Origin of the sequence: Pleurocapsa minor HA4230-MV1 (assembly GCA_019359095.1) — a bacterium.
Lineage (GTDB): Bacteria > Cyanobacteriota > Cyanobacteriia > Cyanobacteriales > Xenococcaceae > Waterburya > Waterburya minor.
This window is the reverse complement of sequence record JAHHHZ010000017.1, coordinates 331,700-349,981: the sequence shown is the minus strand read 5'-3', so window position 1 is coordinate 349,981 and position 18,282 is coordinate 331,700. Positions and strand designations below refer to the sequence as shown.

Genomic DNA, 18,282 nt, shown 5'->3' with positions numbered 1-18,282 from the left:
CAAGTCGCATAGTTGGAGATACCGCTACGCGACGCGAAGCTAGTCCTTTAGGGCATATCCTTTAGGGCAAAACCCCAACGCAAAAACTATAGAGTAAATTAGCAGGTGCTTAACATCAGTAATTAATTTAGCTGAGATTAGCCTGGACTTCCTGCTGAGCAATTTCAGTTAGGTGATTGATGATTTGTTCGCGTGAAGTTGAGGGTCGATCGCTGTGATATTTTTGCCAATAATTTTTGAGATTAATTGGCGTACCTATTTTAGCGGTGATTTCTCGCCATCCTTTAAATTTCGGTCGATCAATTTTAAAAACTTCTCTTTCTAAACGATCTATTGTGGCGAAATATCTTTCGATTGTCGGTTTTTCTGCCACGTAGCCATCATAGATGGCATCAAAATTGAGTAGCCGAACGGTAGTTAGGTAGAGGTGTTCATAGTCTATAGCTGCTTTTTGATCTGGATCGCTCAGGTTGCGTAGAATAGACTGTACTCGATAAACTCGTTCGCGATTGGCTTCGCGATCGCCTAATTGATTTTTGGTAGCTATGGCTAATTTTGCTTCACAGTAGCCCAGCATTTGTTTTCTCAGATTTTGACAGCGTTGATTCCAGTCGGTTTGCTCGACAGCAACATGATATTCCGTCTCAAGACTAGTTAAGACTTTTTCGGCGATCGCCCTTAAACGAGAGTAACGATCGTCCTGAATCGCTTTAAGAGCTAAAGCATGTTCTAGACGAGTAAGAGCTTGGTCAATTTGTTTGTTTGTAGCTTTGGGGTAACAGTATTTTAAGCTAACAGGTACTAAATAAAAGTCGGGGACTGTATTTTCTTGTTTAACTAACTTTTCTAGTGCCTTAAAAGATAGCTCAATTGCCCCAGTGCGAAACGGGATCACAGTATCATTTTGATAGGAACAACCCCCTTCAGGAAAAATTACTAGCTTACATTGGGGTTGCTGGAGTATTGTGAGGGTTTGTATGACGCTAGAGCGATCGCCTACGCCTCGACGCAGGGAATAAGCGCCAACCAGCTGTATTAACTTGCCAACTACACCTTGAAAAGCCTCAATCGCCACTACGTAATGAAACAACTGTCCGATGCGTGCAGACAATTGAAACACTGCAACACCATCATCTAGGTTGGAATGATTGGGTAGATAGACGACTCGATCACAAGCGATCGCCCTTACCTTTGCTAGATCCTCTTCAGATACTATGAGGCTAAACTTGAAAGCCAGGTAAGTTACTAGATAAAATATACTTTGAGCTAAGCGAACCAGCAGAGGGTTTTGCTGAGGCGGGATAAATTTAGGATCGGACATCGAAAGATTAAGACGACAACAGTTCAACTATAGGCTGAGTAATCCAATTAAACCCGACAGTTAACTGATGTTTCAAGGTTGGTAAACGATATAAATAGATCAAACGCCTAGCCACATACGCCATCGGGCCATCTAATTTTAAACCTAAACCGCTGATTGTAGCGTTGTCTGTACCCAAGGTCATCATTTCCCCCAAAGGCTGATAACGGAAAGACAATAAAGGACGATTAGTTGCCGATGCCCAAATATTCCAAGCACAGTAATCAGACTGCTGAAAAGCTACTTGAGCTGTAGCAGGTAGAGGTTTGCCGTCGCCATCGTAACTGTTGGCAGCATCTCCCAAGGCAAAAATATCTTCTCTTCCTTTAACTAGTAAAGTAGGCTCAATTTCTAATAATCCTTGCTCATTTTGTGGCAGAGGAAGTTTACTGATTAATTCAGAAACGCGGTTGCCGACAGTCCATAAAACTAAATCGACGGGAATCGTATCAGGTTGACCTTTATAAATTAGAGTAATACTGTCTGAGGTAACTTGCTCGACTTCGGTTTCTAAATCTTGCCAGATTTGATTTTTTTCCAGGGCTTTAATCGCCGTTTCTCGATTAAATTCAGAACTATCTTTCAGAATTTGCGTTCCTCGGTCAATAATGCGAATTCTGCCCTTTTCACCTAAGCGATCCGCCAGCTTACAGGCCAACTCCACGCCACTGTAGCCACCGCCAACTACGGCAATCCGAATTCGATCGCGATCGCTTTCCTCCAATAGCCTCAACTTTTCTTGAAGACGATAAGCATCATTAAGGGAACGAAATGGTAGAGCATAGTCTTTTGCGCCTGGGGTGGACTCGACAGGAGTTCTCCCCCCCGTAGAAAGCACTAGCTTGTCGTAGTCGATTTTTTGCTCGTTGTGTAGAGTAACTTGCTTCCCTTCGATGTCAATTTCAGTAACGCTACCCTGCTGAAAAATAATGCCTGTATTTGCCAAGAGTTCGGCAAAAGGTGGGGCAATCTCCCAACTCTGCATCTCTTCGGTAATCAATTCATAGAGCAAAGGCGAAAACAAAAAGCGATCGCTTTGATCGATCAGAGTTATTTCTGGCTTGTCTGCACTTTGCCAGGGAAATTCACTCAGGCGCAAAGCCGTATAAAGACCACCAAAACCACCACCGACAATACAAATTCTTGTTGCGCTCATAAAAATATCTTGTTCGCACCAAATAACTAATGCTTAATATATATTGATTCTAGCGGTTCTCTAAAAATTGTGGATCGCTTTTGCCTGCTGTCTGCTAACTGCTGCCAATAAACACAAACGACCAGGTGGAATAAATAAATATGGCTACGGCTAAAGCTGCTAGCAATGCTTCAATCAGGTTACCAATTAAAGAGGCAACCACAACACCTGCACTTGCTTTTAGTGCCTGCTGCATCCGTTCTGAACCTTCAAGATTGCTACGATAAGCATATTCCCCGACAAAAGCGCCGATAATTGCACCCAACAATACGCCGATTAAAGGCCCGCCAAAGGGCAAAGCTGGTAGTAAACCCACAAAGCCTAAGACCATCCCCGCGATCGCACCATACTGACTCCATTTACTCGCCCCAGACTGTTTTGCGCCAAAATATAACGCCAAATATTCCACTCCTGCGCTGAGAATTAAGACCACAAAGATTAAAATCATTGGCCAGCCTATGCCAGCAAAACCTGTGAAGATACTCCAACCTACAATCGCCGCTAAAATAATACTGCTGCCAGGAAGTCCAGGAATCATTGACCCGATGACCCCAATTGCCATGACAGCTAAGACAATCCAATAAATAGTAATTATATCCATAGTTAAATTTAATAACGGGTTTGCATTTATAGCCCTTTCCTATTTCCTATTTCAGTTAAAGGCGATCGCCAACTACTCTGGCAAAACGGTCTTGATTTTGCTGTAGTTGAGGGGGAACACCATTGGGGAAAGTCTGGTTAATGATGGCAATTAATTTCTCAATTCGATTTCCTGGATTGGGGTGAGTACTCATAAACTCTGGCTGTCCTCCTGCATCACCTCTAGCAGAATCAAGAATTTTCATTAACTCAACGATGCCTACAGGGTTATAACCCGCTTCAGTCATAAATTGAAATCCCAGGCGATCGCTTTCTAATTCGTCTTCTCGACCATATTTGAGGTTGACCATTTGATTTACCGCCTGGGCTAAAATTGCTGCCTGTCTACCACTACCAGGACTATCGCTGGCGGCAACTCCTACTGCATTGACTAAGGCACTCCCTAGCTGTTGTTTGGCTAAATGTTCTGCACCATGTCTACCAATCACATGACCAACTTCATGACCCAAAACCCCTGCTAGCTGTGCTTCAGAATTTAATTTACTCAGTAAAGCTGCGGTCAGAAACACTTGCCCTCCAGGTAGGGCAAAAGCATTAATCGTTTGGGGATCGCGCAAAAGATGAAACTCAAAAGGATAAGCTGAATTTTTGGCTACCGAATTCTGAATAACTCGATTTCCTACTTCATCTATATAGTCTTGTAAGATTCGATCGGGATAGAGGTTGCCGTGCTGTGCTGCCATCTGTGGTGCTGACTGGCGACCAATCACAACTTCCTGTTCAGGAGAAAGCTGCACTCTTTGCCGTTCTCCCGTAATCGGATTTTCGCTAACATTAGTGAAATAGTTGAATATGCCAAAAACTGCGAAGATTGCGCCTATCGCTAGACGAATTAATAATCGACTCACTAGTTAAATTTTGACTCTAATTAATTATTGGCAGCAATAGTATCACGAGTCTGAATGGTGATTAATATTTCTTTGAGCTTCTTTAAGCTACACCAGACAATTCTTAATACTTGCTTACTTGTGATCTTTTAACATGATCTGACAATAACCAATTAATTTAGTCAAACGCTCATTAATACTTTTGAGTTTTTTCTGTTGAGTTGCCTGCTGACGGGAGGTAGCCAAAAATAAGATATCTGTCGATAATAATTTAAACTCTCTTAAGATTTCAGTCTGTACTGCTTGCCACCGAGAAGCGAGCGCTGGTGCTAAATCTTGGTTACTAAGTTGAGCAACGTTCTGTTCAAACCATTCTAATAACCCTTGAAATTTTTGTTTAATCTCAAATTGATTAATTTTTTGCTCTTGCTTGGATAGTTCTTGCACAAATTTAATTAACAAAGTCAAGAAATCCTGATATGCTCGATTATGTGATTCAGATAACATTTTTGAGTTAAAATAAAGCATCCGACAGAATAAAATTTTACTAATTAAGCTTGACTATTACTCGATGCTGCTGTTTGACAAGTGTGTTGTAAAAAGTAGACTTTTATGTTTAAAAAGTAAGTAATTTAATTGTCTTAACAGTGAGTTAAATTACCTAGTTAAATTACTATAAAATTATTAATTTTTACCCGTAGTAAAGCTATTCAACTAGAGTTCAAACAGACTTAAATGCACGAGTATAGATAGTATAAATTAAAAATTTCTGCTAGATTTTTTCTATTTGACTCTTCCCTTCCACAATTACCTAAATATTATTTAAATCTATGACAGCTATCTCCATCATAGAAAATCGTAGTAATGAAGTTCAGCTTCCTCAGTGGCTACAGGAATGTCTCATTGACCAAGAGTCGTTAGAGTCGGATTCGGATGCTTTATTAATTTGTCAAGCGTTCAATTTTGCCTATCAGCTTCATGAAGGACAAACTCGTAAGTCAGGAGAACCTTACATTGCTCATCCGATCGCGGTGGCTAGCTTATTGCGGAGTTTGGGCGGAGACAGTGTGACGATCGCTGCTGGTTTTTTACACGACGTAGTCGAAGATACGGATGTTACCTCAGAAGAAATTGAGGAACGATTCGGGGTGCAGGTACGTTTGTTGGTAGAGGGAGTGACTAAATTATCTAAGTTTAATTTCTCCAGCACTACTGAACGTCAAGCAGAGAATTTTAGGCGAATGTTCCTGGCAATGGCAACAGATATCCGCGTCATTGTAGTGAAGCTGGCGGATCGACTGCACAACATGCGGACGTTAGAACACCTCAAGCCAGAAAAGCAAAGACGGATTAGCCAGGAAACTAGAGAAATTTTTGCTCCCTTGGCGAATAGATTAGGTATTGGTCGCTTTAAGTGGGAACTAGAAGATCTTTGCTTCAAATACTTAGAACCAGAAGCTTATGACGAAATCAAGTCTTTAATTGCTGAAAGAAGAGCAGATCGCGAGGCGAGGATTGCTCGAGTTACCGAAACATTGAGATCGGGTTTAAACAACCAAAAGATCGAAGTGGTGGAGTTGAAGGGTAGACCAAAGCATCTCTATGGTATTTATCAGAAGATGCAGCGCCAGCAAAAAGAGTTTAGTCAAATCTATGACATTGCTGCTTTTAGAATTATTGTCCAAACAAACGAAGAATGTTATCGTGCCTTAGCAGTAGTTCACGATGCTTTTACACCGATCCCTGGTCGTTTTAAAGACTATATTGGCTTACCAAAACCAAATCGCTATCAGTCTTTACATACCACTGTAGTTGGGACTAATGGTCGTCCGATTGAAATTCAGATTCGGACTAAAGAAATGCATCAGGTTGCTGAATACGGAATTGCTGCTCACTGGAAATATAAAGAAACAGGTTCGAGTAACGTTGCCATTTCTTCAGAAGAAGATAGCAAATTTACCTGGCTTAGACAGCTACTAGAGTGGCAAAAAGATCTTAGTGACGCTCAAGAGTATATGGAAAGCGTCAAAGATAACCTGTTTGAAGACGATGTTTATGTCTTTACACCTGATGGCGATGTAGTGGCTCTAGCTCAGGGAGCAACCCCCGTAGACTTTGCCTATCGTATTCATAGCGAAATCGGTAATCATATGAAAGGGGCGAGGGTTAATGGTCGTTGGTCAGTGTTGTCTAAACCTTTAGAAAATGGTGATATTGTCGAGATTGTGACCCAGAAAAATAGTCACCCTAGCTTGGACTGGCTTAATTTTGTGGTGTCAGCCACGGCACGTAATCGTATTCGTCAATGGTATAAACTATCCCACCGCGATGAAAATATTGTCCGTGGGAAAGAATTACTTGAGAAAGAAATGGGCAAAAGTGGGTTTGATGCTTTGCTCAAATCTGAAGCCATGCAGATTGTGACCCAACGCTGTAATTATCATTCAGTTGAAGATTTACTGGCAGCTTTAGGTTATGGCGAAATCACGCAAAATCATGTGGTTAATCGTCTGCGAGATGTAGTTAAAGAGCAGCAACCCGTACAAACTGAATTAGCATCAGAAGAAGTTGAGATTCCTGCTCATCTTAATAACAATTATGAGAAACACAGAGGTGGAAACTCGCCCATCATCGGCGTAGAAGGAATGCTATATCATATAGCAGGCTGTTGTACACCCTTACCAGGAGAGTGTATTATCGGTGCCGTAACCCTTAGCTCTAGAGGTATCTCAATTCATGGTCAAGGCTGTGAGAATATAGACAAAATACCAGGAGAAAGAATTATTCCCGTTAGCTGGAATGAGCAAACAGAGGATGGTAAAAGCTTTACTTACCCTGTCGATATTCAGATTGAAGCAATGGATCGAGTCGGGGTATTTAAGGATATTTTGGCACGTCTTAGCGATCGCGGGATTAATGTCCGTAATGCTGGAGTCAAGACTGGTCGAAACAAGCCTGCCTTAATTTCTTTGAGCTTAGATATTCGCGATCGCCAACAGCTAGAGTATGTCTTTCAACGAATTAAAAGTATGAGTGACATTCTTAATATTCGTCGGGTGATGAATTCAAATTCATCAAATTCAGTTGAACAATAGGTTAAGAAGTCATTGCCAGTGGCTAATCAACTGCTAAAAAGTTTAGCAGTAATTTGTTCTAATGCTTTTAAGCCAGTTAAAGAGCCTTTAATTAATCTAATTGCTGCCATGGGTTGTTTGATTAAGGCGCTCGCCATTGGCAAATTCTGGAGATTTCCTTGACTATCGATGGCTTGATTTAGATCGGGAAGATCTCCACAAAGATCGTCACTGACTATTCTCAGCATGGCAACAGATATTCCTTGGTGCTGTAATTCCCTGACATAGCTATATCCTTCCATTTCCACGATGGTGGCGGAATACTCTTGAGCGAGGATTAGCTTTTCTTTAGCTTGAGTAATAATGCGATCGCTCGTCAAACCAGCAACTAGATTAATTAATAATTTCTGCTGAAGCTCACCAGTCAATTTAGCATCGAGATCGATTAAATTATGGCTCAAGTCTTGGCAGCTTTTGACTAACACCGAGTCGGCAACATAATAATCATCAGATAAACTACCGCACAACCCCATAATTAAAACATTGGTCGAATTATTTATTTGCTCAGAATAATCTGATAAGACTTGGTCGATCTGCTTAACACCCAAAGGAATAGCAATAACTTGAATACTATCGATCTTAGCTTTGGCTAAACCGCGACAAATTGCGTGGTATTCTGCTCCTTGAGGCACAACAATAGTATTAATAGATAACATTTACTACTTTACTCAAATATCTAAATTAATTTATGTCTTCAACTGACCCCAAGAAGTTAGGCAACAAATCTGCTCTACAGCGCAATATCAAAGAAAACAGTATCACAGTCATTGTGGCGCTAGCTTTAGCGTTAGTTATTCGGCTCTTTATTGCCGAACCTCGCTACATCCCTTCAGAATCAATGTTTCCCACTTTATCCACAGGCGATCGCTTAGTCGTTGAAAAAGTAGGCTACAAATTTCAACCCCCAGATAAAGGCGATATTATTGTCTTCCAGCCACCAGAAATGCTAAGAATGATCGGCAATTTCGATAAGAGTCAGGCTTTTATCAAAAGAGCGATCGCCAAATCAGGAGAAACAGTAGCGGTCAAACATGGAGTAGTATACGTCAACAATCAACCTTTAATCGAAGATTATATAGCTGCACCTCCAGAATATGAACTAATACCAGTCACAGTGCCAGAAGGACAGCTGTTTGTCATGGGAGACAACCGCAATAATAGTAATGACTCTCATATCTGGGGTTTCTTACCAGCAGAAAATGTAATTGGTCGAGCAGTGTTTCGCTTTTGGCCTTTAGGACGGATTGGGATAGTGTAATTATGCGGTTGCTTTATACTACGCCAACTGATAGATATGGTGCGGAATCACAGTTCTTCAATTTTGACGATCAGGGTTTCGCTCCCGTCGCCCAATGTAACAAGATCTGAGGCACTCCAAGGTAAATCCAGGGTAGTAATAATTGAAGATGGCAAAGTTATGAATCCGCTAAATCCTGTATCGATAACGGTATCAATCATTTTCTGCTTTTTATTTATGTTACCAACAACAAGGGGAAGCGTTGCTTCTCGTCGTAAATTTACCACTCCGTAAATCATGGATTTTTTTTAAGACTTCTTGCCCCAAAGTGATCGACGGCACGATGCCCAATCCGAATCACCCAGGGCTGAGCTGCGGGGTATTGCTCAAACAAACGATTAGTTGCAGGCACGACATTTTCATCGACCTCGAAGGCTCCAGTTTCGATGTCGATCGCCACAATCTTACCCTCATTTCCCGCCTCGACCTGCTGCTGAATGGTGGATTCATAGAGTTCTTGCCCACGTTGAGCTAACTCTTCTTTGCTGTAACGGCGTTGTCGAACTGCCATCGGCTTAACCTCGTTCTAACTCTACTTTTTAATTTTAACGTAGTGGCTCTGTTGGGCGATATCATCAAAAGACAGCACAAGTTGCCCATCTCGCAATGAAGCTCGAATCAGTATCTGTTCATCATAATCAATCTCGATAGGCAGTGTATTAGACTCCATGCGGTCTGCTTTCCTTGCATCATACTCTCGTAAGATGATGCGATAGCCTCCTGCTTTGAGCCGCACGTAAATACTGTTGGGTGGAGCTAAATGGGTAAATCTTACTCCTGTTCCATGAATATTGCCGTTGATATAAAGCTTGTAAGCAAAAATATCTTCTGTCAAAGAAGTATCACCCTGCACAATCAACGTGAAGTGATTTGTTGCATCCCACTCTTGATCAAACTTCTTCCAGAAATCAGCAATTTTCATGAGTGCCATCTTCGTCTAATAATGATCCAACTTCTCAAACGGCTTCGCCATACGAAAAAACCTTTAAAGGAATAGATCTAATGGGCTGTTCTTGCCTATGTAACATAACCCTAATCCGATCGGTTGTCTCTCGGCTAAATACCTCCTCCCCACAGCGAGAGCAAACCGTAGCAGGAATATTTTCTATTAAATAGAATTTTCCCTGAATATTAAAAACCTCGCTAACAACCTCAGAATGGGACTCGCCCGAACCACAAACATGACATCTAAACATTAGTTTCATTTTTGATGATGCCTTCTACCTCAACCAATAAAGCTGGCAAACTTTCAGTAACAGTCTGCCATACGACATCATAATCAATGCCAAAGTAAGCATGAATCAGGCGATTTCTCATACCCACAATTGCTCGCCAGGGAACTTGTGGATAAAGGTCTTGACAGTCCTTAGAAATATTGTTGGCGGCTTCCCCGATAATTTCTAGCTCCTTCACTAAAGACAGTGCTAGCATTCGGTTTTTGCTTAGATCTGCGCGATCGCAACCCTCAATAAATAACAACGCCTCTCGGCAAGCATCAGCAATGTGTCTCAATCGGGAGATATCATCAACTGCACTCATATTGAACCCTAGCCTCTGCCATGACGCGATCACGGAAATAGGGGCTGAGTTCCGCCTGTGTCCTCAAATCCACCTTTCGTCCTTGCAATAACTCCGATAACACATCCTCCATTTGCGCCAGCGCTAAAAACGTTGGTGTGTAACCTTTTTGAAACTCCACCAAAAAATCAATATCGCTCTCATCTGTGAAATCATCTCGCAAGATCGAACCAAACAAAGATAATTTAGCAACCCGATGTCTGATACAAAATTTCTCTAATTGCTCGCGAGGGATTTCTATCGGTAAGGTTAGCTGGGTGTTTGTCAACCTTGAAATATTCATAAAATCAATTCCTCCTCTAAGCCTTTCAACTTTGGAATGACTATAATTGCTCAATTCTAGAATAGCGATCCGTAGGCTAGGGGTCGCCTAATCGCCGAAGTTTTAGTGGACTCTACAGAAAAATGCGATCGCCTCACTACCTCTGACAATTGGATTTAGCATGAATTATTGATTACCGAATTGTTTGGCGTAAACAATATCTTCTTTCCCAGATTCGAGTTTGATATCAGATCTGGGGTAGGCTACACAAAGTAAAGCATAACCTTCCGCCTGCAATTCGGGAGAGACTCCCATGCCGTCGCTTTGTTCGACTTCTCCTGAAATAATTTGAGCAGCACAGGTTGTACAAACTCCAGCACTACAGGAATAGGGAAGATCGATCCCTGCACTAGTTGCTGCGTCTAAAATAGTTTGTGATTCAGCAACTTGAATAGTTTGGGTTGTACCCTGATGATTGATTTCAACGCTGTAAGTATTAGACATGGCGATCGCGAATTTGTACCGATAAATTGATGAATTTAACTAGATTTATTATCTTCTCATAATCCGCTCATTCAGAAATAGCTCGAACTATTAGTAGTTGATTTGAATCATTTTAATCAAGCGAAGTAAAAATTGGCTCATTTCTCACCGAGAAATTAAAGTTTCTGGTGTATGCTTTTCGATAAGTCATCGATCATCCCCGATATTTGAGGGCGAGCATCATGATAATTGTTGGTCAGCGTGAGGAGTAGCGAAGCTAATGAATTCAAAAGATAGGGCCTTAGAAACCCTAAAGCAAACTAGTAGAACATTTTACATTCCGATCGCCCGTTTACCTGAGAAGCTTCAGGATGCTGTAGCATCAGCTTATCTTTGTATGCGCGCTATTGATGAAATAGAAGATACTCCTGACCTTGATAACCAGACAAAAGCTCTGCTGTTACGTTCTATTAGTCTAAGATTGCAGGAAATAACCGATCTTGACTCCTATGCCCGCATTGGTGCAGATTTAGCAGAATACAATGCTGTTTTACCCGATGTCAGTTTGTCTATTGGCGAATGGGCGAGTCTTGCCCCAAAAACGATCGCTCCTCGAATCTGTGATGCCACCGCAGCGATGGCGGATCGAATGGCATATTGGGCAGAGCAAAATTGGACGATCGCCAATGAAGCTGATTTAGACCGTTACACTTTTAGCGTAGCAGGGGCAGTCGGTTTATTACTCTCAGACCTCTGGAGTTGGTACGATGGTACTATAACCGATCGAACTCAAGCGATCGCTTTTGGACGGGGTTTACAGGCAGTTAATATTGTTCGTAACCAAGAGGAAGATATTCAACGGGGAGTTAGTTTTATCCCCGACGACTGGACAAATCAAGATGTACAGAATTATGCCCGCCAACAGTTAAAGCAGGCTAGTTTATATATCGAATCTTTGCCCAAAGGTAGTCCTGCTCTAAATTTTTGCCAAATACCTTACATATTGGCTAGAGGTACATTAGATGCGATCGCGATCGGTAAATCAAAGTTAAGTCGTCATGATGTTTTAAATTTGGTTGAAAAAGTAACCAACATCAAATCTGCTTGAACAATGAGCAATGACCAGTAGCCGTAGGGTGGGCAATCAAGTTAATTGTGCTGCAAAATTTTTAAGCTTCTTAATGCCCACCACATAAAACATCAGTAATTAGTAATCAAAAAGTCGTGGCACAATAAAGAAGAGTAAAAAAATTTTAATAAACGTTAAGAAGAGGGGATATGGTCGCAACACCAATTAAAACCCAACCTAGGTTAAGTATTCAAACTGCCGAGGTCGGTCTTAATACAACAGTAATTCGTTCTCTAGACTGGGATCGCGATCGCTTTGATATTGAATTTGGTCTGCAAAACGGCACTACTTATAATTCTTATTTAATCCAAGGTGAGCAGACAGCTTTAGTTGATACCTCCCATGCTAAGTTTCGGGAGCTATATCTAGAGGCTTTACAGGGTTTAATTGACCCCAAAGAGATTAATTATTTAATTATTAGCCATACTGAACCCGATCATAGTGGGTTGGTTAAAGATTTTCTCGAACTTGCGCCTCAAGCGACAATAGTAGCTTCCAAGATGGCGATCAAGTTTTTGGAGGATTTAGTTCATCAACCATTTGAGACAATTATTGCCAAAAATGGCGAGACTCTAGATCTCGGTCAGGGTCATGTGATTGAGTTTGTTAATGCGCCGAATCTTCACTGGCCAGATACTATTTTTAGCTACGATCGAAAATCGGCTATTTTGTTTACCTGTGATGCCTTTGGTCTGCACTATTGTTCTGATGCTACCTATGACGAAGATTTAAAAGCGATCGCCAAAGACTATCGCTTTTATTATGACTGCTTGATGGGCCCTAATGCTCGTTCTGTGCTTTCGGCGATGAAACGGATGGATCAGCTAGGGGAAATCAATCTGGTAGCTAATGGACATGGACCTTTATTGCGCCATAACATCCAGGAATTACTCGATCGCTATCGTAACTGGAGTAATGCCCAAACTAAGGCAGAAAAGAGCGTTGCTGTTTTTTATGTGGCTGATTATGGCTATAGCGATCGCCTGAGTCAAGCAATTGCTAAAGGGATTACCAAAACTGGCGTAGAAGTAGAAATGGTCGATCTGCGATCGGCTGATAGTACTGAAGTCCACGAGATTGTTAATCGTTCTATGGGAATTGTTCTGGGTATGCCTCCCCTGGCAAGTAAAAACCAAGAGGATATCACAGCAAACTTGGGTACAGTTCTCGCAGCAGCTAAAGATAAGCAGCTAATTGGCGCATTTGAATCCTATGGTGATGATGATGAACCAATCGATCCTTTACTCACCAAATTCCGAGAAGCTGGTCTAAAACCTGGTTTTCCGCCGATTAAAATTAAAAATACTCCCACCGCAGCAGACTATCAGGTATGCGAAGAATCGGGGGTTGACTTGGGACAACTACTTACCCGTAAAGATTTAGTCAAACAGATGAAATCTTTGGACACCGATTTAGATAAAGCGATCGGTCGTTTGAGTGGTGGACTCTATATTATTACCGCTACCAAAGACAACTTAAGCAGTGCCATGTTAGCTTCCTGGGTATCTCAAGCTAGTTTTGAACCCATCGGCTTAACTATTGCTGTAGCTAAAGATCGGGCGATTGAATCATTAATGCAAGTGGGCGATCGCTTTGTCTTAAACATCTTGGAAGAAGGTAAGTATCAAGGCTTGATGAAACACTTTCTTAAGCGATTTAAACCTGGTGCCGATCGTTTTGCTGGGATCGATACCCAAACCGCTGCTAATGGCTCACCTATTTTAACCGATGCTTTGGCGTATCTTGAGTGTGAAGTATTGAGCCGTATGGAATGTAGCGATCACTGGGTCGTCTATAGTCAGGTCGCTTTGGGTCGAGTTTCTAACCCTGATGGCTTAACTGCTGTTCATCACCGCAAGGTAGGGAATCACTATTAACAAAAGCTATTAGGGCGTTGCACAATAAATAGATGACTAATCAAAAAAGAGGAATTTTCCAATGTTTGAGATAGTATGTCAGGAGTCGAACAGAAGCCTCAAGCATCTCGATAGATTTAGAATAACAAAATGTTTTTCGATGTAAACGAGCTAAGTAATGCCGAAGTCGTGAGTTTTCACCTTCGACTCTGGTCATCCCTATCTTGCTGATTAAATGGTCGCAATCATTAATAAAGCAAGGATAGACTTTCCATCCGTCAGTAATATACAAAAAACATTCCCAACCTCGAATTATCCACCATAATTTGCTAAAAGTTGTCTGTGAGCGATCGCACTAAAATCTAACTCATAACAAGCGATCGCCATTTCAAACTTAATTCACTGCAACCAGCAATAACGTTTATTTCATGCTTTAGTTGGTGTTGGGTTTTGCTTCGCGCTACCCAACCTATAGATTAGCGATCGCACTAAAAAGTCTCGTTATATTCCCAAGCGGTTATTAGCACGAGTCGAGAAGCTGGAGGTGGAGAAAACACCAGTGAGAAAGATTTTAGAGGTGTTGGGGATGAAGGGGCAGAGCGATCATTTAATCAGAAAATATTTGTTCTCTTAACCAGTCAGGCATAGACCATTCATCTGTCCAAAGAATATTTTGTTTGGCACTATATTTATTAAGTCCTAGCTTTGACCAGTATCTTCTCATCAGCAATTTACCCTTTTCTTTCGGATATTTCTCTTCTATATCCTTTGTTGGCTCAGGAAAACAACAAACAGTTTCATAACAAGCAAAATATTTTAGAAACATAGCCACTGCTTGGATTGCATATCTTTGTCCTCTATATTTAGGTTTAATAAAAACTAGATCGATATATACAATAGAGCCAAACAAGTCTTCATTTTTTCCTTCTTCCAAAAAGAAAAAGCTAGCTATATAGGAAAGTCCTGTAGATTTTTTTTCTGATAGGTTTGTTAAATCACTATCTGAATAATTTAAATTAAACCTATAGGCTGTAATATGACCTATTTCATCTTCAAAGTTTAATTTAATCAAACTACGAATGAAAGTTATTTTGAAATCATCTTCTCTTGAAATATAAGTATCGCTATTTTCTAAGTGAATGGTTGGTTCAATAGACAAACTATCAATCATAGCTATTCTTTAATATCTTTCATCGTTTAAATCCCCACTTGTAGGTGCGATCGCAGATCTTGTAAGTTGAGTTGAGAGATGAAACCCAACAAATATCAAGACTATCAAATTATTCCACAGTTCACTTATCCACCGATTTGGGACATGGTACGACTGTACTTTCCATCTGTACCAGAGTCCCGCTCTTTAAAGTTTATTTCTGGTTTTAGTAGCAACAACTGATTAATTTGAGTCTGTAATTCTGCTAAATCTACACCGCTACGGAGAGCAGTTTTCAAGTCAATTTGACCAGTTTCATTCAGGAGACAAGGACGTAGCCAACCATCTGCTGATAATCGGACTCGGTTACAGCGATCGCAAAAACATTCGGACATTTGCGAAATAAAGCCGAGAGTTCCTTTTGCTCCAGGGATTTGAAACACATCAGCAGGGCCATTGCCTTTAATATTTGATTCCATTAAGCCCCATTTTTGACGTATTTGGTGGCGTAATTGGGCCGAATCAATCCAAGCTTTAGTCCCAAATAATTCAGGATTGCCGATGGGCATAAATTCAATGAAACGTACGTGCCATTGACGCTTAATAGTTAATTCTGCTAAGTCCAACACTTCGGTATCGTTTAAACCAGGAATAACCACTACATTGAGCTTCAAAGGATCGAAACCTACCTCATGGGCAGTCTGTATACCCGACCAGGTTTGCTGCCAGCGACTGCGCCCATGATTACCAGTAATGCGATCGAAAGTTTCTGGGTTTAAGGAATCTAAACTAATATTAATCCGTCTTAAACCAGCATTATAGAGGGGTTGGGCTAAATCTTTTAACAGGAAAGCATTAGTAGTCAAAGCCAAATCTTCCGTTTGCGGTAACTGGGCGATATCTCCCACCAAATCTATCAATTTTGGTCGCAATAAAGGCTCTCCTCCTGTGAGGCGAAACTTAGTAAACCCCAGAGGAATAAATACTTGGCGCACCAAAGTCACAATCTCTTGATTAGTTAACAACTCATGATTGAGAACATAATCAAACTTCGTTCCCTCTGGCATACAGTATTGGCAACGAAAATTACACTTATCAATTAAACTAATGCGTAAATAATCTATTTTCGGCATGCATTAAAACATTATGCGAAGAGGATTTTGAGAGCTAAGAACTGACGACTAATAATTAATACTAATCAACTTGGATACAGCTAACGAACTATCAAGCATATTATTAAGAATAAGACAATTTTTTAGCAGCAAGCAATAATACAATCTCAGATAATGAATTTCAACGAAGAGTTTTCTCTCCTGTTACGCGCCTGTTACCCCCTAATTTATCTGCCTACTAGAGAAGAAGAAAGAGCCGAAAAAGCGATCGCCACCGCCACAGAGAAATTGGGCAAGCGTAATATTTATATTTGGGATTTTGTTAATGGCTATCAGGAAAATCCGAATAATATTGGTTTTGGTAAGCGCAATCCCTTGCAGGCACTAGAATTTATTACCAATATGCCCAAAAATGCTGGAGGAGTCTTTATTTTGCGAGATTTTTCCCGTTTTTTAGAAGACATTGCTGTATCGCGTGAGTTACGTAACTTGGCACGGATTTTAAAATCTCAGCCTAAAAATATTATTATAATTGCGCCCCAGGTACAGATACCCGAAGAATTATCAGAAGTTATTACCGTAGTCGAATTTGCTTTACCAACTGCACCAGAAATTCAAACAGAAATTCAACGTTTAATTTCAGCAACCAATCAAGATTTATCAGAACAGTTGCTAGATGAATTAGTTCGAGCGGCACAGGGGCTGTCTTTAGAAAGAATTAGAAGAGTTTTAACCAGAGCGATCGCCACCAACGGTAAACTAGAAGAGGAAGATGTCGAACTTATTCTCGAAGAGAAACGCCAGTCAATTCGCCAGACGCAGATTTTAGATTACTATCCCGCTACGGAACAAATTTCTGATATTGGTGGCTTAGACAATCTTAAAAGCTGGCTGCTGCGTCGTGGTGGCGCATTTAGCGAACAGGCGAGAGCCTATGGATTACCCAACCCTAGAGGGCTATTACTGGTAGGCATCCAGGGGACAGGAAAATCACTAACGGCAAAAGCGATCGCTCATCATTGGCATCTACCTTTACTTCGCCTAGACGTGGGACGTTTATTTGCAGGCTTAGTCGGCGAATCAGAATCTCGGACTCGTCAAACGATTGAACTAGCCGAAGCACTCTCCCCCTGTATTCTCTGGATTGATGAAATAGATAAGGGATTTGCGGGACTAGACGGAAAAGGAGATTCAGGTACTACAAGCCGTGTCTTTGGTACTTTCATTACCTGGTTAGCCGAGAAAAAAACTCCTGTATTTGTGGTGGCAACGGCCAACAATATTCAAACTTTGCCTCCAGAAATGTTGAGAAAAGGGCGGTTTGACGAAATATTTTTTGTTGGCTTACCTAATCAAGTAGAACGCGAAGCTATTTTTAAGGTTCATTTAGCCAAATTACGCCCCCATAATCTAGGCAATTATGATGCCAAGCGGTTAGCATATGAAACACCAGAGTTTTCTGGGGCAGAGATCGAGCAAACTATCATTGAGGCAATGCACATTGGCTTTAGTCAAAATCGTGACTTTACCACGGATGATATTCTAGAGGCGGCGAGTCAAATCGTTCCCTTAGCCAAAACTGCTCAGGAGCAAATTGAATTTCTTCAACAGTGGGTGGCAGCAGGAAAAGCTCGTCTGGCTTCTAACAATAGTAATTTAAGCGATCGCATTCAGAGTCAACTTAATTAAGGGATGACCAAATCTATCTTTATTAAACATTTTTCAGCGACTGTTCAGTTTATTCTCGGCTTTATTCTGGGCATTGGTGTTATAGCAGGTATATCGGGAACGATCATCTTTGCTTACTATACAAAAATGTCCGCAGTACCTGAAAAACCAGTATTTTCTGAGCCGATAGCCGAGCGAACAGCGCCATCAAATACAGCCGATGTCGAGATCGAGCCAATTGAGCCACTAGAATCCACAACTGAGGATAATCTAGAGCCAGAAGAAACTACACCTCCAGCAGAAGAAGCTAAAGCTGAGCTTGAACTACCACCTAATGCCTATCGCGCATCAGTTACGTGGCCTGAAGGTTTGAGTTTAAGAGCCGAACCTGATGCTGATGCTGAGCGGATTGGCGGCATCGAAAATGAAGCCACGATTATTATCCTTGAAGATTCTGCTGATGGAAAATGGCAGCGAGTTAGATTACCCTGGAATGATCAAGAAGGCTGGATCAAAGGCGGAAATATCCAAAAGACTCCTTAATTTCAGGTAAAATCCGTCTAAGATGTGC

Annotated in this window: 21 protein-coding genes and 1 pseudogene; 6 read left to right on the top strand and 16 right to left on the bottom strand. The window is 41.2% G+C overall.

The window, feature by feature from the left end; genetic code table 11:
- Nucleotides 1-127: 127 nt before the first annotated feature.
- From KME09_08860 to patD, 5 genes are all read right to left on the bottom strand, one after another.
- Nucleotides 128-1,321, bottom strand: coding sequence for a 1-acyl-sn-glycerol-3-phosphate acyltransferase (locus KME09_08860; GenBank protein ID MBW4534036.1), 1,194 nt, complete (start codon nucleotides 1,319-1,321; stop codon nucleotides 128-130).
- Between the two features lie 7 nt (nucleotides 1,322-1,328).
- Nucleotides 1,329-2,516 (bottom strand): NAD(P)/FAD-dependent oxidoreductase, encoded by a 1,188-nt coding sequence (locus tag KME09_08855; GenBank protein ID MBW4534035.1) that lies wholly within the window; start codon nucleotides 2,514-2,516, stop codon nucleotides 1,329-1,331.
- Between the two features lie 94 nt (nucleotides 2,517-2,610).
- Nucleotides 2,611-3,156 (bottom strand): DUF456 family protein, encoded by a 546-nt coding sequence (locus KME09_08850; GenBank protein MBW4534034.1) that lies wholly within the window; start codon nucleotides 3,154-3,156, stop codon nucleotides 2,611-2,613.
- 55 nt (nucleotides 3,157-3,211) lie between these two features.
- Nucleotides 3,212-4,063 carry a M48 family metalloprotease gene (locus KME09_08845; protein ID MBW4534033.1) on the bottom strand — a complete coding sequence of 284 codons (852 nt, stop codon included), beginning with the start codon at nucleotides 4,061-4,063 and terminating at the stop codon, nucleotides 3,212-3,214.
- Nucleotides 4,064-4,177: 114 nt separating this feature from the next.
- Nucleotides 4,178-4,549 (bottom strand): heterocyst frequency control protein PatD, encoded by a 372-nt coding sequence (gene patD / locus KME09_08840; GenBank protein ID MBW4534032.1) that lies wholly within the window; start codon nucleotides 4,547-4,549, stop codon nucleotides 4,178-4,180.
- Between the two features lie 323 nt (nucleotides 4,550-4,872).
- Between patD and KME09_08835 the strand changes: the two genes are divergently transcribed.
- Nucleotides 4,873-7,137 carry a bifunctional (p)ppGpp synthetase/guanosine-3',5'-bis(diphosphate) 3'-pyrophosphohydrolase gene (locus KME09_08835; protein ID MBW4534031.1) on the top strand — a complete coding sequence of 755 codons (2,265 nt, stop codon included), beginning with the start codon at nucleotides 4,873-4,875 and terminating at the stop codon, nucleotides 7,135-7,137.
- Nucleotides 7,138-7,163: 26 nt separating this feature from the next.
- Here the strand turns inward: KME09_08835 and KME09_08830 are convergent, their stop codons facing one another.
- A complete protein-coding gene (locus KME09_08830) occupies nucleotides 7,164-7,832 on the bottom strand; it encodes a phosphorylase (protein ID MBW4534030.1) in 669 nt (222 codons plus the stop codon).
- 32 nt (nucleotides 7,833-7,864) lie between these two features.
- Here KME09_08830 and lepB point away from each other — a divergent pair, with 32 nt between their 5' ends.
- A complete protein-coding gene (lepB, locus tag KME09_08825) occupies nucleotides 7,865-8,434 on the top strand; it encodes a signal peptidase I (GenBank protein ID MBW4534029.1) in 570 nt (189 codons plus the stop codon).
- Between the two features lie 47 nt (nucleotides 8,435-8,481).
- On the opposite strand, the gene KME09_08820 is transcribed toward lepB, so the two are convergent.
- From KME09_08820 to KME09_08790, 7 genes are all read right to left on the bottom strand, one after another.
- A complete protein-coding gene (locus KME09_08820) occupies nucleotides 8,482-8,634 on the bottom strand; it encodes a hypothetical protein (protein MBW4534028.1) in 153 nt (50 codons plus the stop codon).
- 74 nt (nucleotides 8,635-8,708) lie between these two features.
- Nucleotides 8,709-8,984 (bottom strand): hypothetical protein, encoded by a 276-nt coding sequence (locus KME09_08815; GenBank protein ID MBW4534027.1) that lies wholly within the window; start codon nucleotides 8,982-8,984, stop codon nucleotides 8,709-8,711.
- A 21-nt stretch (nucleotides 8,985-9,005) separates the two neighbouring features.
- Nucleotides 9,006-9,395 (bottom strand): hypothetical protein, encoded by a 390-nt coding sequence (locus tag KME09_08810; protein MBW4534026.1) that lies wholly within the window; start codon nucleotides 9,393-9,395, stop codon nucleotides 9,006-9,008.
- A 34-nt stretch (nucleotides 9,396-9,429) separates the two neighbouring features.
- Nucleotides 9,430-9,678, bottom strand: coding sequence for a YgiT-type zinc finger protein (locus KME09_08805; GenBank protein MBW4534025.1), 249 nt, complete (start codon nucleotides 9,676-9,678; stop codon nucleotides 9,430-9,432).
- Nucleotides 9,662-10,012: a DUF86 domain-containing protein gene (locus KME09_08800; GenBank protein MBW4534024.1), complete on the bottom strand. Its 351-nt coding sequence runs from the start codon at nucleotides 10,010-10,012 to the stop codon at nucleotides 9,662-9,664. The genes KME09_08805 and KME09_08800 overlap by 17 nt, the downstream gene beginning before the upstream one ends.
- A complete protein-coding gene (locus tag KME09_08795) occupies nucleotides 9,999-10,334 on the bottom strand; it encodes a nucleotidyltransferase family protein (GenBank protein MBW4534023.1) in 336 nt (111 codons plus the stop codon). The genes KME09_08800 and KME09_08795 overlap by 14 nt, the downstream gene beginning before the upstream one ends.
- A gap of 165 nt (nucleotides 10,335-10,499) precedes the next feature.
- Nucleotides 10,500-10,817, bottom strand: coding sequence for a 2Fe-2S iron-sulfur cluster binding domain-containing protein (locus KME09_08790; protein ID MBW4534022.1), 318 nt, complete (start codon nucleotides 10,815-10,817; stop codon nucleotides 10,500-10,502).
- A gap of 259 nt (nucleotides 10,818-11,076) precedes the next feature.
- On the opposite strand from KME09_08790, the gene KME09_08785 reads away from it, so the two are divergent.
- Both KME09_08785 and KME09_08780 read left to right on the top strand, forming a co-directional pair.
- A complete protein-coding gene (locus KME09_08785) occupies nucleotides 11,077-11,904 on the top strand; it encodes a phytoene/squalene synthase family protein (GenBank protein MBW4534021.1) in 828 nt (275 codons plus the stop codon).
- Between the two features lie 170 nt (nucleotides 11,905-12,074).
- A complete protein-coding gene (locus KME09_08780) occupies nucleotides 12,075-13,802 on the top strand; it encodes a diflavin flavoprotein (protein ID MBW4534020.1) in 1,728 nt (575 codons plus the stop codon).
- Between the two features lie 40 nt (nucleotides 13,803-13,842).
- Here KME09_08780 and KME09_08775 read toward each other — a convergent pair.
- From KME09_08775 to moaA, 3 genes and pseudogenes are all read right to left on the bottom strand, one after another.
- A pseudogene (locus KME09_08775) lies at nucleotides 13,843-14,133 on the bottom strand (IS1 family transposase).
- A gap of 255 nt (nucleotides 14,134-14,388) precedes the next feature.
- Nucleotides 14,389-14,952 carry a hypothetical protein gene (locus KME09_08770; protein MBW4534019.1) on the bottom strand — a complete coding sequence of 188 codons (564 nt, stop codon included), beginning with the start codon at nucleotides 14,950-14,952 and terminating at the stop codon, nucleotides 14,389-14,391.
- A gap of 125 nt (nucleotides 14,953-15,077) precedes the next feature.
- A complete protein-coding gene (gene moaA / locus KME09_08765) occupies nucleotides 15,078-16,064 on the bottom strand; it encodes a GTP 3',8-cyclase MoaA (GenBank protein ID MBW4534018.1) in 987 nt (328 codons plus the stop codon).
- Between the two features lie 153 nt (nucleotides 16,065-16,217).
- Here moaA and KME09_08760 point away from each other — a divergent pair, with 153 nt between their 5' ends.
- Together KME09_08760 and KME09_08755 are read left to right on the top strand one after the other, a co-directional pair.
- Nucleotides 16,218-17,732, top strand: a complete 1,515-nt coding sequence (locus tag KME09_08760; GenBank protein ID MBW4534017.1) for an AAA family ATPase — start codon at nucleotides 16,218-16,220, stop codon at nucleotides 17,730-17,732.
- A 3-nt stretch (nucleotides 17,733-17,735) separates the two neighbouring features.
- A complete protein-coding gene (locus tag KME09_08755; protein MBW4534016.1) occupies nucleotides 17,736-18,254 on the top strand; it encodes an SH3 domain-containing protein in 519 nt (172 codons plus the stop codon).
- Nucleotides 18,255-18,282 lie beyond the last annotated feature (28 nt).

Excerpts from the sequence above, each read along its gene's own strand:
- KME09_08860 (MBW4534036.1), bottom strand. The coding sequence starts at position 1,321 with ATGTCCGATCCTAAATTTATCCCGCCTCAGCAAAACCCTCTGCTGGTT.
- KME09_08855 (MBW4534035.1), bottom strand. The coding sequence starts at position 2,516 with ATGAGCGCAACAAGAATTTGTATTGTCGGTGGTGGTTTTGGTGGTCTT.
- KME09_08850 (MBW4534034.1), bottom strand. The coding sequence starts at position 3,156 with ATGGATATAATTACTATTTATTGGATTGTCTTAGCTGTCATGGCAATT.
- patD (MBW4534032.1), bottom strand. The coding sequence starts at position 4,549 with ATGTTATCTGAATCACATAATCGAGCATATCAGGATTTCTTGACTTTG.
- KME09_08835 (MBW4534031.1), top strand. The coding sequence starts at position 4,873 with ATGACAGCTATCTCCATCATAGAAAATCGTAGTAATGAAGTTCAGCTT.
- KME09_08830 (MBW4534030.1), bottom strand. The coding sequence starts at position 7,832 with ATGTTATCTATTAATACTATTGTTGTGCCTCAAGGAGCAGAATACCAC.
- lepB (MBW4534029.1), top strand. The coding sequence starts at position 7,865 with ATGTCTTCAACTGACCCCAAGAAGTTAGGCAACAAATCTGCTCTACAG.
- KME09_08820 (MBW4534028.1), bottom strand. The coding sequence starts at position 8,634 with ATGATTGATACCGTTATCGATACAGGATTTAGCGGATTCATAACTTTG.
- KME09_08815 (MBW4534027.1), bottom strand. The coding sequence starts at position 8,984 with ATGGCAGTTCGACAACGCCGTTACAGCAAAGAAGAGTTAGCTCAACGT.
- KME09_08810 (MBW4534026.1), bottom strand. The coding sequence starts at position 9,395 with ATGAAAATTGCTGATTTCTGGAAGAAGTTTGATCAAGAGTGGGATGCA.
- KME09_08805 (MBW4534025.1), bottom strand. The coding sequence starts at position 9,678 with ATGAAACTAATGTTTAGATGTCATGTTTGTGGTTCGGGCGAGTCCCAT.
- KME09_08800 (MBW4534024.1), bottom strand. The coding sequence starts at position 10,012 with ATGAGTGCAGTTGATGATATCTCCCGATTGAGACACATTGCTGATGCT.
- KME09_08795 (MBW4534023.1), bottom strand. The coding sequence starts at position 10,334 with ATGAATATTTCAAGGTTGACAAACACCCAGCTAACCTTACCGATAGAA.
- KME09_08790 (MBW4534022.1), bottom strand. The coding sequence starts at position 10,817 with ATGTCTAATACTTACAGCGTTGAAATCAATCATCAGGGTACAACCCAA.
- KME09_08785 (MBW4534021.1), top strand. The coding sequence starts at position 11,077 with ATGAATTCAAAAGATAGGGCCTTAGAAACCCTAAAGCAAACTAGTAGA.
- KME09_08780 (MBW4534020.1), top strand. The coding sequence starts at position 12,075 with ATGGTCGCAACACCAATTAAAACCCAACCTAGGTTAAGTATTCAAACT.
- KME09_08770 (MBW4534019.1), bottom strand. The coding sequence starts at position 14,952 with ATGATTGATAGTTTGTCTATTGAACCAACCATTCACTTAGAAAATAGC.
- moaA (MBW4534018.1), bottom strand. The coding sequence starts at position 16,064 with ATGCCGAAAATAGATTATTTACGCATTAGTTTAATTGATAAGTGTAAT.
- KME09_08760 (MBW4534017.1), top strand. The coding sequence starts at position 16,218 with ATGAATTTCAACGAAGAGTTTTCTCTCCTGTTACGCGCCTGTTACCCC.
- KME09_08755 (MBW4534016.1), top strand. The coding sequence starts at position 17,736 with ATGACCAAATCTATCTTTATTAAACATTTTTCAGCGACTGTTCAGTTT.